This window comes from Actinomadura xylanilytica (genome assembly GCF_030283145.1).
GTDB lineage: Bacteria > Actinomycetota > Actinomycetes > Streptosporangiales > Streptosporangiaceae > Spirillospora > Spirillospora xylanilytica.
On the sequence record NZ_JASNWE010000002.1, the window covers coordinates 731,992 to 746,623 of the forward strand.

General features: G+C 72.5%; 16 protein-coding genes. 6 read left to right on the plus strand and 10 right to left on the minus strand.

Annotated elements, in window-relative coordinates; genetic code table 11:
- Positions 1-2 precede the first annotated feature (2 nt).
- Together QP090_RS14405 and QP090_RS14410 are read left to right on the plus strand one after the other, a co-directional pair.
- Positions 3-926 carry an alpha/beta fold hydrolase gene (locus tag QP090_RS14405; RefSeq protein WP_285939360.1) on the plus strand — a complete coding sequence of 308 codons (924 nt, stop codon included), beginning with the start codon at positions 3-5 and terminating at the stop codon, positions 924-926.
- A gap of 214 nt (positions 927-1,140) precedes the next feature.
- On the plus strand, positions 1,141-1,512 hold the full coding sequence (locus QP090_RS14410; RefSeq protein WP_349666491.1) for a DUF309 domain-containing protein: 372 nt from the start codon (positions 1,141-1,143) through the stop codon (positions 1,510-1,512).
- A 17-nt stretch (positions 1,513-1,529) separates the two neighbouring features.
- Here QP090_RS14410 and QP090_RS14415 read toward each other — a convergent pair whose 3' ends face one another.
- The 3 genes from QP090_RS14415 to nth form a co-directional block, all read right to left on the minus strand.
- Positions 1,530-2,726 (minus strand): MarP family serine protease, encoded by a 1,197-nt coding sequence (locus QP090_RS14415; RefSeq protein WP_285939362.1) that lies wholly within the window; start codon positions 2,724-2,726, stop codon positions 1,530-1,532.
- Between the two features lie 226 nt (positions 2,727-2,952).
- Entirely contained in the window at positions 2,953-3,549 is a 597-nt protein-coding gene (locus QP090_RS14420; RefSeq protein WP_285940080.1) for an NUDIX hydrolase, read from the minus strand.
- Between the two features lie 175 nt (positions 3,550-3,724).
- Positions 3,725-4,471, minus strand: coding sequence for an endonuclease III (gene nth / locus QP090_RS14425; RefSeq protein WP_285939363.1), 747 nt, complete (start codon positions 4,469-4,471; stop codon positions 3,725-3,727).
- 112 nt (positions 4,472-4,583) lie between these two features.
- Between nth and QP090_RS14430 the strand changes: the two genes are divergently transcribed.
- The gene (locus QP090_RS14430) at positions 4,584-5,270 is read left to right on the plus strand and encodes a Crp/Fnr family transcriptional regulator (protein ID WP_067450375.1); all 687 of its coding nucleotides are present in this window, start codon (positions 4,584-4,586) and stop codon (positions 5,268-5,270) included.
- Between the two features lie 94 nt (positions 5,271-5,364).
- Here QP090_RS14430 and QP090_RS14435 read toward each other — a convergent pair whose 3' ends face one another.
- From QP090_RS14435 to QP090_RS14460, 6 genes are all read right to left on the minus strand, one after another.
- Positions 5,365-6,300: an MBL fold metallo-hydrolase gene (locus tag QP090_RS14435; protein WP_285939364.1), complete on the minus strand. Its 936-nt coding sequence runs from the start codon at positions 6,298-6,300 to the stop codon at positions 5,365-5,367.
- 7 nt (positions 6,301-6,307) lie between these two features.
- A complete protein-coding gene (locus QP090_RS14440) occupies positions 6,308-7,171 on the minus strand; it encodes an NUDIX hydrolase (protein ID WP_285939365.1) in 864 nt (287 codons plus the stop codon).
- A gap of 131 nt (positions 7,172-7,302) precedes the next feature.
- Complete coding sequence (locus QP090_RS14445) at positions 7,303-7,764, minus strand: RidA family protein (protein WP_285939367.1); 462 nt, start codon at positions 7,762-7,764, stop codon at positions 7,303-7,305.
- A gap of 183 nt (positions 7,765-7,947) precedes the next feature.
- Positions 7,948-8,109 carry a Sp36 family protein gene (gene sp36 / locus QP090_RS14450; protein ID WP_285939368.1) on the minus strand — a complete coding sequence of 54 codons (162 nt, stop codon included), beginning with the start codon at positions 8,107-8,109 and terminating at the stop codon, positions 7,948-7,950.
- A 108-nt stretch (positions 8,110-8,217) separates the two neighbouring features.
- Positions 8,218-8,652, minus strand: coding sequence for a winged helix-turn-helix transcriptional regulator (locus QP090_RS14455; protein WP_285939369.1), 435 nt, complete (start codon positions 8,650-8,652; stop codon positions 8,218-8,220).
- A 235-nt stretch (positions 8,653-8,887) separates the two neighbouring features.
- A complete protein-coding gene (locus QP090_RS14460; RefSeq protein ID WP_285939370.1) occupies positions 8,888-9,409 on the minus strand; it encodes a MarR family winged helix-turn-helix transcriptional regulator in 522 nt (173 codons plus the stop codon).
- A gap of 84 nt (positions 9,410-9,493) precedes the next feature.
- Here QP090_RS14460 and QP090_RS14465 point away from each other — a divergent pair, with 84 nt between their 5' ends.
- Complete coding sequence (locus tag QP090_RS14465; protein ID WP_285939371.1) at positions 9,494-10,696, plus strand: MFS transporter; 1,203 nt, start codon at positions 9,494-9,496, stop codon at positions 10,694-10,696.
- 166 nt (positions 10,697-10,862) lie between these two features.
- On the opposite strand, the gene QP090_RS14470 is transcribed toward QP090_RS14465, so the two are convergent.
- Positions 10,863-11,930 carry a slipin family protein gene (locus QP090_RS14470; RefSeq protein WP_285939372.1) on the minus strand — a complete coding sequence of 356 codons (1,068 nt, stop codon included), beginning with the start codon at positions 11,928-11,930 and terminating at the stop codon, positions 10,863-10,865.
- Between the two features lie 216 nt (positions 11,931-12,146).
- Here QP090_RS14470 and bagA point away from each other — a divergent pair, with 216 nt between their 5' ends.
- Together bagA and bagB are read left to right on the plus strand one after the other, a co-directional pair.
- On the plus strand, positions 12,147-13,142 hold the full coding sequence (gene bagA, locus QP090_RS14475) for an ATPase BagA (protein WP_285939373.1): 996 nt from the start codon (positions 12,147-12,149) through the stop codon (positions 13,140-13,142).
- A 64-nt stretch (positions 13,143-13,206) separates the two neighbouring features.
- Positions 13,207-14,364 (plus strand): ATPase BagB, encoded by a 1,158-nt coding sequence (gene bagB, locus QP090_RS14480; RefSeq protein WP_285939374.1) that lies wholly within the window; start codon positions 13,207-13,209, stop codon positions 14,362-14,364.
- Positions 14,365-14,632: the final 268 nt, after the last annotated feature.

The window sequence follows — 14,632 nt, forward strand, 5'->3', positions numbered from 1 at the left end:
GCATGGCCGGGCACGACGCGTCGGTGGTCGAGGTCGAGGGCCCGTGGACCCACCGCGCGATCAGCGCGGGCGGCACCCGGTTCCATGTCGCCGAGGCCGGGGAGGGGCCGCTGGTCCTGCTGCTGCACGGCTTCCCGGAGTTCTGGTGGTCCTGGCACAACCAGCTGGTGTCCCTGGCCGCCGCGGGGTTCCGCGCTGCCGCGGTCGACCTGCGCGGGTACGGCGGCAGCGACAAGCCGCCGCGCGGCTACGACCTGGTGACACTCGCCGGGGACGCCGCCGGGCTGGTCCGCGCGCTCGGCGAGGCCAACGCCATCGTCGTCGGGCACGACTGGGGCGGCCTGCTGGGCTGGACGATGGCGGTCTACCACCCCAAGGTCGTCCAGCGGCTCGCCGTGGTCGGCGTCCCGCATCCGCTGCGGCTGCGGCAGGCGATGCGCGGCGACCTGCGCGGCCAGGCGTGGGCGGCCCGGCACACCTTCGGCTTCCAGATGCCGATGTGGCCCGAGCGCCGACTGCTCCGCGACGACGCCGCCCTGGTCGGCCGGCTGCTGCACGAGTGGTCCGGACCCGGATGGCCGGACGAACGCACCGAACACCTCGTCCGGCAGGCCGTGCAGATCCCGGGCGCCGCGCACTCCGCCCTGGAGTACCACCGGTGGCTGATCCGCTCCCAGCCGCGCCCGGACGGCATCCGCTACGCGCACCGCATGCGCGCCCCCATCCACGCGCCCACGCTGCAACTGCACGGGGCTCTGGACCCTTGCATCCTCCCCGGCAGCGCCCAGGGCTCCGGCCGGTACGTCGCCGCGCCCTACCGCTGGAAGCTCATCGAAGGAGCCGGCCACTTCCCACATGAGGAACGCCCCCGCGCGTTCGACTCACAGCTCATCGGCTGGCTCGCCGACCCCGAACCCGAACACTGACCCTGCCCCGCCCCATCTTCCCTCCCCTTTCCCGCCCCTTCCCTCGTCCGCGCGCACGAGTCGGAGGTCACGACACGGGCGAACGGACGCTCCGCCGGAGTGCGCGTACGGTGGGGACATGCGTGATCGCGACGAGGCAGGACGGCCGCGTAACGCACGGCCCAGAGACGCCTACGGGAGACCCCTCCCGCACGGCGCGCCAGGTGTGCCGACCATGCCGGACGACCTGACCCCAGCCCCCGCGGACGGTCTGGCAGAGGCGCAGCGCCTGCTGGACGCGGACCGTCCGTTCCACGCGCACGAGGTACTCGAGGCCGTCTGGAAGGACGCGCCGGATCCCGAACGGGAGTTGTGGCGCGGCCTGGCGCAGGTCGCCGTCGGCATCACCCATCTGCGCCGCGGAAACCGGCGTGGCGCGCGCGCCCTGCTCGAACGGTCGGCCGACCGCCTTGAACCGTACGCCGCCGCCCCGCCGCACGGCATCGACGTCACTGGGATCATCCGCGACACCCGCGTCCTGGCAGCAGAGGCCGACAGCACGCCCCCGGACCGCCTCATAGAACTCCGCCTAACCGCACGCCCTTGACCGCACGCCTAGAAGACTCAGTCGGAGCATCGCTGGGTCTCGACGGGGGCGGTGGCGGTCAGTCCCGCGCGCGCGTCCGGCGCGACCTCTTGGGCGGTGAGGGCATAGCCCGTGGCCGCGGTGTCCAGCGCCGCGGCGAAGATCACACCGTAGACCCTGCCGTCGGACGCGAGCAGCGGGCCGCCGGAGTTGCCGGGCTCGACCGTGCCGCGGATGGCGTAGATCTCACGGGTGACCTGGCCCGAGTGGTAGATGTCGGGGCCCTTGGCGGTCTGCCGGGCGCGGATCCGGGCGGCGCCCGCGGTGAACGGGTGGTTCTTGGGGAACCCGGCGATGATCGCGTCGTCCCGGACCCGGGCGGGCCCGGCGAACTTGAGCGGCGCGGCGCGCAGCCCCGGCACGTGCAGGATGGCGATGTCGCGCTTGGGGTCGTACAGCACGACCCGGCCCCGGTCGGTGGCACCGCTCAGCGACTCGATCTGGGACGTGCCGGTGGCGCCCGCCACGACGTGCGCGTTGGTCATGACGCGCTCGGGCGCGAACACGAACCCGGTCCCCTCGATCTTGCGCTGGCACTGCGGGGCCGTGCTGACCACCTTGACGATGCTGCGTCTGGCCGCGCGGAGCGCCTCGGTGTTGAGGATCCGGTCGTCGGGCGGCGGCACCTGGGTCACCGACTCACCGCCGAGACCGTTGAAGACCTGCGGGAACTCGCTGCTGGAGACGAAGCTCTTGAACGAGGCGAACCAGGTCTGCGCCTGGCCCGGCATCACGTCGTTGACGCCGTTGATGATCGAGGAGCTGCTGACCTGGGTGCGCACCGGTTTGAACTCCGAGTGCGCGACCAGGGTGCCGAAGAACCAGGCGACGATCAGCAGCGATAGCGCGCTCACCACGGCCCCGCCCGCCGCGTCCACCGCCCGCGCGCTGTTGCCGGTGACGTGGTTGCGCAGCACGGCGCCGACCGACGAGGCGATGAGCTGCCCGAGCGTGGCGGCGAGGAAGGCGATCACGATCGCCAGCAGCGCCTGCTGCGCGGCACCGTTGACCGCGGCCTCGGCGATGTGCGGAGCGATGATCACGCCCAGCACGCCGCCGCCGACGAAGCCCACGAAGCTCAGCAGGCTCACGATGAAGCCTTGCCGGTAGCCCGAGACGCCGAACAGCACGATGAGCCCGAGGAGGATCAGGTCGAGATAGTGGTCGGCCAACACCGCTTCACCGTATAGCCCGGAGGGCGCTGTTCACGTCCCCTCGCCGGACCAGATTGGGCGCCGCACGATCGCCGTGTGGGGCGATGCGGACCCGCCACCGTACGTGTCCGGGCATGAGATCATCCGCCGACCACGCCGTACGGGCCGCCGCACCACGCGGACACGGACGCGAACGGGAACGCGGGCGCCGATGCGAAACGCAGACGCGGGGCTCGGACCGGGAGGCTCAGCCGCGGGCGGCGGGTTTCACGGCTTCGGGCGGGAGGCTCTCGACGCGCTCGGTGTCCCAAGGCCGGTTCCAGCCGCCCGCGTCCAGCACCTGGGCGAGCAGACCGGCGGTGAATCCCCACACGAGCATCCCGCGGACCCGAAACGCGGGGCCGAAGCGCACGCCGGACGGGTGCCGGACGGTCAGCCGGTTGGCCGGATCGACCAGTTCGGCGATCGGCACGCGGGCCACGGTCGCGACCTCGCCCGGATGGCCCGGGGCGATGTCGGACGGCTCGCGCCACCAGCCGGCGACCGGGGTGACGCGGTGCTCGCTGTGGGACAGGTACAGCTCCGGGAGCGTGGCCAGGACCTCGACGCCGGACGGTTCGACACCCGCCTCCTCGGACGCCTCGCGCAGCGCGGCGGCCACGGGTCCGGTGTCGCCGGGGTCGATGCGTCCGCCCGGGAACGCGGGCTGGCCCGCATGGTTGCTGAGCGTCGCCGCCCGTTCGGTCAGCAGGACGTCGGGGCCGTTCGCGCCCTCGCCGAAGAGGATCAGCACCGCCGCCGCACGTCCCCCCGACGTCGGCCGCAGCATGGGCGGGACCTGCATCCGCGGCGCCTCGGCGCGGAATCGGTCGAGCCACGAAGGGCAGGACGTTGAAGTGTCGGTCACGCTTCTCCCAACCCTTCGCATGCCCGGAACCTTCCCCGGCGCCTTCCCCGGACCCCCGCCCGAGCCGCCCCCGGAGTCGTTCCCGGACGGTTCCGGGCCTGCTCGGGCCCGTTCAGGAGAACGGTCCTTCCTTCACCAGCGCGCGGGCGGTCGCCTCGTCGGTCGGGCCCTCGCCGAACGCCGGGCACAGCCGGGCGAGCGCGCAGGCGCCGCAGGCGGGGCGGCGGGCGTGGCAGACGCGGCGGCCGTGCCAGATCAGCCGATGCGACAGCATCGTCCAGTCCTTGCGCGGGATCAGCTCAGCGACCTGCTTCTCGACCTTGACCGGGTCGGTGTCGACCGTCCAGCCGAAGCGGCGCACCAGCCGCCCGAAATGGGTGTCGACGGTGATCCCGGGCACATCGAAGGCGTTCCCGAGCACCACGTTGGCGGTCTTGCGGCCCACCCCGGGCAGGGTGACCAGGTCCTTCAGCCGAGGCGGCACGGCACCGCCGTGATGCTCGCTCAGCTCGTGTCCCAGCTTCATGATGCTGTTGGCCTTGTTGCGGAAGAAGCCGGTCGACTGGATCAGCTTCTCGAGTTCTTCCCGGTCGGCGGCGGCGTAGTCCTCGGCCGTCCGATAACGGGCGAAGAGAGCCGGTGTGACGGCATTCACCCGACGGTCCGTACACTGGGCGGACAGGATCGTGGCGACCAGCAGTTCGAGTGGATTCGTGAAGTCCAGCTCGCAGTGGGCGTCGGGGTAGAGCGCGGCGAGCTCGCGATCGATCCGCCGGGCCCGGCGGACGAGGGCGAGCCGCGTCTCGACCCGGGGCTTGCGGGGCGCCGCCGCGGGGGCGGGACTACCGTTGCGAGGCACGAGGGCAAGGGTACGTGCTCGGTCCCCCGTTTCGGCGCGCCGTGACCCTACCTTCACGTACGCGGTGGGACGTACGTCACACTATGCATGTAGGTGTTCGAGGAGGAGAAGCGTGACCGACCGCGACGTGGATGTTCTGAGCAGAGCCCCGCTGTTCGAGGCACTCGACGAGCAGGGCGCCAAGGCGCTGCGCGCCAACGTGACCGAGGTGCGGCTCGCCCGCGGTCAGACGCTCTTCAACGAGGGGGAGACGGGCGACCGGCTGTACGTCGTCCTCGAAGGCAAGATCAAGCTGACCCGGACCGCGCCGGACGGCAGGGAGAACCTGCTGAGCGTGCTCGGCCCGAGCGAGATGTTCGGCGAGCTGTCGCTGTTCGACCCGCGGCCCCGCACCGCCAGCGCGATCGCGGTGACCGAGTGCCGGCTCGCCGGCCTCGGCCACGACGACCTGCGGCCCTGGCTGACCGGGCATCCGGAGGTCGCGGTGCAGCTGCTGCGCGCGCTGGCCCAGCGGCTGCGCAAGACCAACGACGTGATGGCCGACCTGGTCTTCACCGACGTGCCCGGACGGGTCGCCAAGGCCCTGCTCGACCTGGCCGAACGGTTCGGCCAGCCGTCCGAGGCCGGGCTGCACGTCCACCACGACCTCACCCAGGAGGAGCTGGCGCAGCTCGTCGGCGCCTCCCGGGAGACGGTCAACAAGGCCCTGGCCGACTTCGCGCAGCGCAACTGGCTGCGGATCGAGGCGCGGGCCGTGGTCATCCTGGACATCGACCGGCTCCGCAAGCGCTCCAAGTGACGACCGGCCGCACGGTCACGCTCCACCTACCGTGACCGCGCGGCGGGCCGCCGCCGAGGGGCAGTAGCGTCCGTACATCAGCGGCGTCCGCACATCAGCGGCGTTCGTTGAGGTAGTCCAGCTGTGACTGCACGGACCACTCGGCGGCCGGCCACAGGGTCTTGTCGACGTCGGCGTAGACGCTCTCGACCACCTGGCGGGCCGTGCGGGCGCCCGCGGCCACGGCGGCCTCCACCTGGGCCAGGCGCTCGCGGCGGTGGTCGATGTAGTGGTCGAGCGCGGCGAGCGGATCGTCCAGCTTGGGGCCGTGGCCCGGCAGGATCGTGGCCGCGCCGACCTCCGCCGAGAAGGTCCGCAGCCGGTCCAGGGAGCTCATGTAGTCGCCGAGCCTGCCCTCCAGCACGGTGGTGCCGTATCCGAGGACGGTGTCGCCGGTGATTACCGCGCCGTCGGCCGGGAGCCAGAAGGTCAGCGAGTCGTCGGAGTGCCCCGGGGTCTCCATGACCCGCAGTTCGAGGCCCCCGGTGGTGATCACGTCGCCCTCGGCGAGGCCCTCGTCGCCGAGGCGGTACCGGGGGTCCAGCGCGCGCACCCGCACCGGGCCGCCGGCCAGCTCGGCGAACCGCTCCGCGCCCGCCGAATGGTCGGGGTGGCCGTGCGTGAGCAGGACGAGCCCGACCCTCCGGCCCTGGGCCGCGACGAGGTCCGCGACCCGCTTGAGGTGCTTGCCGTCCTTGGGTCCCGGGTCGACGACCACGGCCTCGTCCGAGCCCGGCTCGGCGATGATCCAGGTGTTGGTGCCGTCCAGCGTCATCATGGACGGGTTGGGCGCCAGCACACAGGTCGCCCTTTCCGTCCCCATCCCGTCGATCTCGCTCATTTCACCCATCCTGCCCGAGGCCCGATCGGGGTGCCGGACCGGGTTCCAGCCGAGGCGGTCCAGATGCCGCAGCGCGGACGTTCCCGCCAGCCGACGCACCAGGACCCGGGACAGCGGGTCCGCGTGCCGGGCCAGGCGGCGCAAGGGCATCCGCGGGTCACCCGAGCCGGTAGTGCCGCGCGGCGCTCTCGGGCAGGACGAGGTAGGGCTCGCCGTCGACGATCTCGGTGGTGGGCTCGTGCATCACGATCTCGCGGGGCGCGGCCAGGACCTCGGCCACCGTCTCGTACTCGGCCAGTTCGGCGAGCGTCGCCAGGGTCGGGGGCAGCATGATCCACTCGCCGTCCCGTCCGCGCCGCGCGGCCTCGGCGGGACTGACCCAGGCCACCCGGTCGGCCTCGGTGCTCACGTCGCGGGCGCGCTGCCCCTGCGGCATCGCCGCGACGAAGAACCGGGTGTCGTACCGCTTGGGCTCGACCGCCGGGGTGATCCAGTGCGCCCAAGGGCGCAGCAGGTCGGAACGGAGCACCAGCCCGCGCTGGTCGAGGAACTCGCCGAACGACCGGGACCGGTCCAGCAGCGCCTGCCGGTCGACCTCCCAGTCGTCCCCGCGGGTGTCGCCCACCACCGAGTCGCCGGACGGGCCCGCGAGTAGCACGAGGGTCTCCTCGAACGTCTCACGCACCGCCGCGCACACCAGCTCGCGCGCGAGCGTCTCGTCGGCGTTGAACGCCTTGCCCCAGTCGGACGGCGACGGCCCGGACCAGCCGAGCGCCGCCTCGCCGTCGCGCGGATCGACCGATCCGCCGGGAAAGACGTACGCGCCAGGGGCGAACGCCATCGACGCGACCCGCCGGAGCATGAACGCCTGGAGTCCGTGCTCGGCGTGGTCGCGCAGCACCACGACCGTCGCCGCGTGCCGTGCCGGGGCGGGGGGCAGGGTGCCGGCGTTGATGCCCTCGATCCGCTCCCGCAGCTCGGCGGGGAGCCGCAGCCCGTTCACCATCGCCGGTCCCAGCATGTGATCCTCATGGCTGCCCATTCGGACATACCGAATGCCGTTCCGTCAAGGTACGGCCTCCGCGGACGAACCCGACAACGGCCCCGCGACGGCCCCCGGCCAGGCTCGGGAGACCACGCTCGCGGGCGTGCTCAGGAGACCTCGGCGATGAGCTCCACCTCGACGGACGCGTCAAGCGGCAGCGCCGCGACGCCCACCGCGCTGCGCGCGTGCCGGCCCGCCTCGCCGAAGATGTCGCCGAGCAGGTCGCTGGCCCCGTTGATCACCTGCGGCTGCCCGTGGAAGTCGGGCGCGCTGGCCACGAACCCGACGACCTTGACGATCCGCACCACCCGGGACAGCTCCCCGACCTCGGCCTTGAGCGCGGCGACGGCGTTCAGCGCGCAGATCCGCGCCTGGTCCTTGGCCACCTCGGCGGTGACCTCGGCGCCCACCTTGCCGCTGACGGCCAGCTCGCCCTTGACCATCGGGACCTGCCCGGACGTGTAGACCAGCGACCCTGTACGCGCCGTCGGCACGTACGAGGCCACCGGCGGGACGACGTCCGGCAGTTCCAGGCCGAGCTCAGTGATGCGTTCCTCGGGCGTGCTCATGTCCGTTTTCTCCTTCGACGACCCGCCGGGACGCGCCGCATGAAGAGCGCGTCCAAATACTCGGTTCAGCTTGTCACAGGGGCGCTCACGCCCCGACCACCGTCCGCGCCCACGCCCACGCCCGCGCCTGCGTCGCGGCGCCCGCGTCCGCCCCGAGGACGCGGGGCGGACGCCGCGCATCGCCTACTGGCCGTCGAGCTCGCGCTTGAAGTACGCGACGAGGTTCTCGGGGTTCGGACCGGGCATCACGGTGACGAGCTCCCACCCGTCCTGGCCCCAGTTATCGAGGATCTGCTTGGTCGCGTGCACCAGCAGCGGAACGGTCGCGTATTCGAACTTCTTCATGCGGGTCAGCCTATGACGCCCGCTCCCGCACCATGTTCGGGCTGGCACCGTCCCGACTTCTGGCAGTGGACCTCACGATCCCCTGGACGGACGGACCTCGGGCCCGTGCTAGCTCGCGGCCAGGTCCGGGACGGGCTCGTCGACGCCCTCGTCCGCGTCGTACCGCTCGCGGGCCGCGTGGATCTCGCCGATGTTGTGCTCGGCCCAGTCCTTCACGGCGTTGAGCAGCGGGATGAGCCGTTCGCCGAGCAGCGTGAGCGTGTACTCGGACTGCACCGGCACGGTCGCTGCCACGCCGCGTCCGATGAAGCCGTCCCGCTCCAGGGCGCGCAGCGCTTGGGCGAGCGTCGTCGCGGCGAGGTCGGGCAGCACCCGGCCGAGTTCGGCGTGGCGGAGCGTCCCGCCGGCCAGTGCGAACAGGACCAGCGAGGTCGGCGTGGCCGCGACGCCGGCCAGCAGCCGATGCGCCAGACACGTCCCCGTGAAGGTGTCGTACGCCTCCGCATCGCCCTCGCGGCGCTGTGCCGCGGTCATCATCGTCATGGCTGGCTCACCTCCGGATCTCGTACGCACCCGGAACAACCCCCTCCGGGCCCCTGCTGTTCCGGAACGGGCGGGCGGCACCGGGGAATTCTCCCTGACAACCCACCCCCGTGACCAGGGAGTTCCCCTCATCCGCACGCCGTGTCGGAACGCGGCACGGGAGTTCGTGGTGATGTGGGGTGAGATGCCCGCCGACAACGGGCGGAGATCCGCAACCGCCGCCGGAGGTCCACGGTCACTCGGCGGCGGGCGGCGGACCCTCCGCGCGGAGCAGGACCCGGCGCAGGAGCCCGGCGAGCTGCCTGCGCTCCTCGGCGGTCAGCGCGCCGAGCAGCCGGTTCTCCTCGACCCCGACGACGTCCATCGCCCCGAGCCAGGCGGTCCAGCCTTCGTCGGTGAGCTCGACGTCGACGCGCCGCCGGTCGGTGCCCGAGGGCCGCCGCCGGACGAACCCGCGCCGCTCCAGCGCGTCCAGCCGTCCGGTGACCGAGTTCGCCGCCATGCCGAGATCGGCGGCGATCTCGGACGGGACGGCGCGCCTGCCGCGGCCCGCGAGCACGTGCAGCGTTTCGAACTCGTGCCGTTGCAGGCCGAGGTCAGCGAGCGTCCGCACCTTGACGCGGCGCAGGTGGCCGGCCAGGTACCCGACCCGGGTGACCACGGCCTCGACTTCGGGATCGAGGCCCGGCAGCAGGGGCAGCCAGCGGTCGATGTGCTCGTCCGTCCGGTCGCGCGGCGGCCCCTCGCGGTGCTCCATACACGGATCGTACGGCTCCGGGCAACGTCCATCACCCAAAATAATTCGTTGACGAATAGTTCCTTGGCGAAGTATTTTCTCGACATGGCCCATCCCCTGCGCAGGCGCCGCTTCCGGCTGCTCTTCGCCGCCCGCGTCCTGTCCATGACCGGCGACGCCGCCGTCCCGGCGGCGCTCGCGCTGGCGGTGGTGCGCGCGACCGGCTCCGCCTCGGCCCTCGCCCTGGTCCTCGGCTGCGCAATGGTGCCGAGGCTGGTCCTGCTGCCGATCGGCGGCGTCGTGGCCGACCGGTTCAACGCCCGGACGGTCGCGCTCGGCACCGACCTCATCGGTTGCGGGGCCCAGCTCTTCGCCGGCCTCGAACTGCTCGGCGGGGAACCGCGGCTGTGGCACCTCGCGGTGGCGCAGGTGATCGGCGGCACCGCGTCGGCCTTCCAGACTCCGACCATCTCCCCGCTGGTCAACGGGTCGGTCGCGGCCAGGGACCGGCAGCGGGCCAACGCGCTGCTGAGCATGGCCAACGGCGCCACCCGGCTCGCCGGCCCCGCGCTCGCCGGGACGTTCGTGCTGACCGTCGGACCCGGCTGGACGTTCGTGCTCGACTCGGCCTCGTTCGCCCTGAGCGCCGCCCTGCTGGCGCTGCTCCACGTCCCGCACGTGCCGCTCCCGCGCCGCTCGGTGCGCGCCGACCTCGCCGAGGGATGGGCGGAGGTGCGCGCACGCGACTGGTACTGGTCGAGCCTGATCGCGCACTCGGTGTGGAACGGGGCGGCCGGGGTGCTGCTCACGCTCGGTCCCCTGATCGCGGTCGACCGGCTCGGCGGCGAGGGGGCCTGGATCGCGACCCTCCAGGCCGGCGCGGCGGGCCTGCTGGTCGGCTCGCTGATCGCCGCCCGGATCCGGCCGCGGCACCCCGTGCTGGTCGCGAACCTCGGCCTGGCCACCTACGCGCTGCCGCTCGCCCTGCTGGCCGTCGCCGCGCCCGCCCCGCTGGTCATCGGCGCGTACGGCCTGGCGCTGGCGGGACTCGGCGTCCTCAGCCCGATCTGGGAGACCGTCGTCCAGGCCAGCATCCCCGAGCACGCGCTCGCCCGCGTCACCTCCTACGACTGGCTGCTGTCGCTGGCCGCGGCGCCCCTCGGCTACACCCTGGCCCCCTGGGCCGCCGCCCACTGGGGGCCCGGCGTGCCGCTGACGGTCTCGGCGGTCCTGGTCGGCGGTGCCTGCCTCGGCACCGCCGCGTTCCCCGGCGTGCGCCGGCTCACCCTGCCGGCGCACCCGGGTTGACGCCGCCGCGGGACGGCGCTCAAGCAGCCGGAGGCCGGTCGACGGACGACGGTCTAGCGGACGGAGGCCGGTCAGGCGGACGGAGGCCGGTCAGGCGGACGGAGGCCGGTCAGGCGGACGGAGGCCGGTCAGGCGGACGGAGGCCGGTCAGGCGGACGGAGGCCGGTCAGGCGGACGGAGGCCGATCGTCGGGCTCGTCGGGACGGGTCGTGCCCTCGGTGATGCCGCGCCGCTCGTCTCCCTCCCCGGTCTCCACGCCCGGCGCCTCGGCGGCCTCGTCGAGCCGCCCCCGCGCGGGCTGGTCGAGGCCGATCACCGGCGGGACGTCCTTCGCCGGGTCCAAGGGGCCCTGCTCGCCGGCCGACCTGGCCAGGTCCTCCTCTGCCTTGGCGAGCCGCTCGCCGAGGTCGCTCTTCTTCTCCTTCTTCTGCGTCTGCTCGGCCTCGTTGCCCCCGGCCGCGCGGTCGAAGAACCGCAGGATCTCGACCGGCAGCGGCATGACCAGCGTGCTGTTCTTCTCTCCCGCGACTTCGACCACGGTCTGGAGCAGCCGGAGCTGGAGGGCGGCCGGGTCCTCCGACATGATCTCCGCGGCGGCGGCGAGCCGCTTGGACGCCTGGAACTCGCCGTCCGCGGTGATGATGCGGGCGCGGCGCTCCCGCTCGGCCTCGGCCTGCCGGGCCATCGAGCGCTTCATCCCCTCCGGCAGCGAGACGTCCTTGATCTCCACCCGCTCGATCCGGATGCCCCACGGGCTGTCGGTGATCTCGTCCATGATCCCGCGCAGCCGCGTGTTGATCTTCTCGCGCTCGCCGAGCAGCTCCTGCATGTCGGTCTGGCCGATCACCGACCGCAGCGAGGTCTGCCCGATCTGCGAGACCGCGTACCCGTAGTTCTGCACGTTGACGATCGCCTTCACCGGATCGATGACCCGGAAGTACACGACGGCGTCGACGCGGACGCTCACGTTGTCCTGGGTGATGCCCTCCTGGCCCGGGACGTTCATCGTGACCGTCTGCTGGTTGACTTTTTGCATCCGCTCGGCGATCGGGATGATCCCGGTCAGGCCCGGGGACCGGACCGCGCCCGGCCGGAGCTGCCCGCCCCGCTGCACCTGGCCGAAGCGGAAGACGATGCCGTGCTCGAACTGCTGCACGACCCGGATGGACGCCGCGAGGCCGGTCAGGCCGACCACCACGAGGACCACCACGATGATGAGGATTGCCGCAAGCATCACGGCCACCTTTCGGGTGAGCTGAGCTCGGACCAGCCGGTCCGGGCGATCCGGCCCGTGGACCGGTTCACGTTTCTCACTTAACCTCGCGGGCAGGCCCGAAACAACGGCCCGGCGAGTTGTTTCCCCAGCATGGACGGCACCGTGTCAGGAATCACTTGCATGAGCGCGGGCGCCCTCTGAAGTCCTTGCCGAGTGAACGATATGGTCGATCGGGTGAGCGCGAGAGACACCGACTGGGACGGCGTACGCCTCCATGTCGTCACGGGTAAGGGCGGGACCGGCAAGACCACCGTCGCGGCCGCCCTCGCCCTGGCGCTCGCCGCCGGTGGGCGCAAGGTGCTGCTGGTCGAGGTCGAGGGACGGCAGGGCATCGCGCAGCTCTTCGACTGCCCGCCGCTCCCCTACGAGGAGCGCAGGGTCGCGGTCGCCCCGGACGGCGGCGAGGTCTACGCGCTCGCGATCGACACCGAAGAGGCGCTCATCGAGTACCTCGAGATGTTCTACAACCTCAAACGGGCCGGCAAGGCGATGTCCAAGCTCGGCGTCGTCGACTTCGTGACCACCATCGCGCCGGGCCTGCGCGACGTGATCCTCACCGGCAAGACCAGCGAGTCGGTGCGGCGCAAGGAGAAGGACGGCTCGTTCATCTACGACGCGGTCGTGATGGACGCCCCGCCGACCGGCCGCATCACCAAGTTCCTGAACGTCAACGACGAGGTCTCCGGCCTCGCCAAGGTCGGCCCGGTCCGCAACCACGCCGACACCGTGATGAAGGTCGTGCGCAGCCCCGAGACCGCCGTGCACTTCGTCACGCTGCTGGAGGAGATGCCGGTCCAGGAGACGATGGACGGCGTGCACGACCTCACCGAGGTCGGCCTCCCGGTCGGCGGCGTGATCGTCAACATGGAGCACCGGCCGGTGCTGGACGAGGACGGCCTCGCCGCCGCGGCCGGCGGCACCCTGGACGTCGAGGAGATCGTCCGCGGGGTGAAGGCCGCCGGGCTCGAGCACGGCGCCGACGCGATCGCCGCCCACCTCGCCGTCGAGGCCGCCGAGCACGCCCGCCGCACCGCGCTCCAGCGCCGCGAGAAGGAGCGCCTGGCCGCGGTCGACCGGCCGCGCTACACGCTGCCGATGCTGGCCGACGGCATGGACCTGGCCGGCCTGTACGACCTGGCGGCGGCGCTCCGCGACCAGGGCGCCGCATGACCCCGCGACCCGTCGCCGCCCGGCCCCGCCGGAGCCCGCCCCGGCCCCCGAACGGGAGACTGAGATGAGCCCGACCGGCAAGACCCCGCCCGCCCTGGACGTCGACGCCCTGATCGACGACCCGCGCACCAAGATCATCGTGTGCTGCGGGTCCGGCGGCGTCGGCAAGACCACCACCGCCGCCGCGCTCGGCGTCCGCGCCGCCGAGCGGGGCCGGGACGTGGTGGTGCTGACCGTCGACCCGGCCCGCCGGCTCGCGCAGTCGATGGGGCTGTCGGAGCTCGACAACAATCCGCGCCGGATCGAGGTCGACGGCGACGGCGAGCTGCACGCCATGATGCTCGACATGAAGCGGACCTTCGACGAGATCGTCGAGGCGCACGCCGACCCGGACCGGGCCAAGCAGATCCTGGCCAACCCCTTCTACCAGTCGCTGTCCTCCAGCCTGTCGGGCACGCAGGAGTACATGGCGATGGAGAAGCTCGGGCAGCTGCACCGCTCCGGCGCCTGGGACCTGATCATCGTCGACACCCCGCCGTCCCGGAACGCGCTGGACTTCCTGGACGCGCCCGAGCGGATGGGCCGCTTCCTCGACGGCCGCTTCATGAAGATCCTCGCCGCACCGGCCAAGACCGGCGGCCGGTTCGGGGTGAAGGTGATCAGCGCCGGGTTCGGCATGTTCACCGGCGTCATCAACAAGGTCCTCGGCGTCCAGCTCCTGCGCGACGTGCAGACGTTCGTGGCGGCGTTCGACACGATGTTCGGCGGCTTCCGGGAACGCGCCGACAAGACCTTCCAGCTCCTCCAGACGCCCGGCACCGCGTTCCTGGTGGTGGCCGCCCCCGAGCCCGACGCCCTGCGCGAGGCGTCCTATTTCGTCGAGCGCCTCGCCGACGAGCGGATGCCGCTCGCGGGCCTGGTCGTCAACCGGGTGCACGAATCGGCCGCCGACGGCCTGTCCGCCGCGCGCAGCCAGGCCGCCGCCGAGAACCTGGAGGAGCACGGCGAGCACCCGCTGACCGCTGCCCTGCTGCGCCTGCACACCGGCCGCATGCAGCTCGCCGCGCGCGAGGAACGGCTGCGCGACCACTTCGCGTCCACGCATCCCACGGTCCCGGTGACCGCCGTCCCGGCCCAGGCCGAGGACGTCCACGACCTCGACGGGCTGCGCCGGGTCGGTGCGGACCTCGCCGCCGCCGACCACACCACCGTCGCCGCCTGACCCTGCGTCCCGCACCATCCGAGCGTCGAACCACCCGGGCCCCGGCCGACCGCGCCGAGGGCCCCGTCAGGCGACCGCGTCGTCCGGAGAAATGTCGGACAAGAGATGACTTGCAGCTAAACGGGGGACGCGTGGCCGGATCCGGCCACACCCTATTTCGGACGACGTAAATGACCGTAATGATTCGCCCGAAATAGGCCCCATCCGGCCCCCGGCACGACAGCGGGCCCGCACCCCGGAAGGGGTACGGGCCCACAGTCGCTGTTGC

What these genes read in the sequence shown, in the direction of transcription:
- QP090_RS14465 (WP_285939371.1), top strand. Translation starts at nt 9,494, where the DNA reads ATGGCCCATCCCCTGCGCAGGCGCCGCTTCCGGCTGCTCTTCGCCGCC.
- QP090_RS14460 (WP_285939370.1), bottom strand. Translation starts at nt 9,409, where the DNA reads ATGGAGCACCGCGAGGGGCCGCCGCGCGACCGGACGGACGAGCACATC.
- QP090_RS14410 (WP_349666491.1), top strand. Translation starts at nt 1,141, where the DNA reads ATGCCGGACGACCTGACCCCAGCCCCCGCGGACGGTCTGGCAGAGGCG.
- bagB (WP_285939374.1), top strand. Translation starts at nt 13,207, where the DNA reads ATGAGCCCGACCGGCAAGACCCCGCCCGCCCTGGACGTCGACGCCCTG.
- QP090_RS14440 (WP_285939365.1), bottom strand. Translation starts at nt 7,171, where the DNA reads ATGCTGGGACCGGCGATGGTGAACGGGCTGCGGCTCCCCGCCGAGCTG.
- QP090_RS14445 (WP_285939367.1), bottom strand. Translation starts at nt 7,764, where the DNA reads ATGAGCACGCCCGAGGAACGCATCACTGAGCTCGGCCTGGAACTGCCG.
- QP090_RS14405 (WP_285939360.1), top strand. Translation starts at nt 3, where the DNA reads ATGGCCGGGCACGACGCGTCGGTGGTCGAGGTCGAGGGCCCGTGGACC.
- sp36 (WP_285939368.1), bottom strand. Translation starts at nt 8,109, where the DNA reads ATGAAGAAGTTCGAATACGCGACCGTTCCGCTGCTGGTGCACGCGACC.
- QP090_RS14455 (WP_285939369.1), bottom strand. Translation starts at nt 8,652, where the DNA reads ATGACGATGATGACCGCGGCACAGCGCCGCGAGGGCGATGCGGAGGCG.
- QP090_RS14420 (WP_285940080.1), bottom strand. Translation starts at nt 3,549, where the DNA reads ATGCAGGTCCCGCCCATGCTGCGGCCGACGTCGGGGGGACGTGCGGCG.
- QP090_RS14435 (WP_285939364.1), bottom strand. Translation starts at nt 6,300, where the DNA reads ATGCCCTTGCGCCGCCTGGCCCGGCACGCGGACCCGCTGTCCCGGGTC.
- QP090_RS14470 (WP_285939372.1), bottom strand. Translation starts at nt 11,930, where the DNA reads ATGCTTGCGGCAATCCTCATCATCGTGGTGGTCCTCGTGGTGGTCGGC.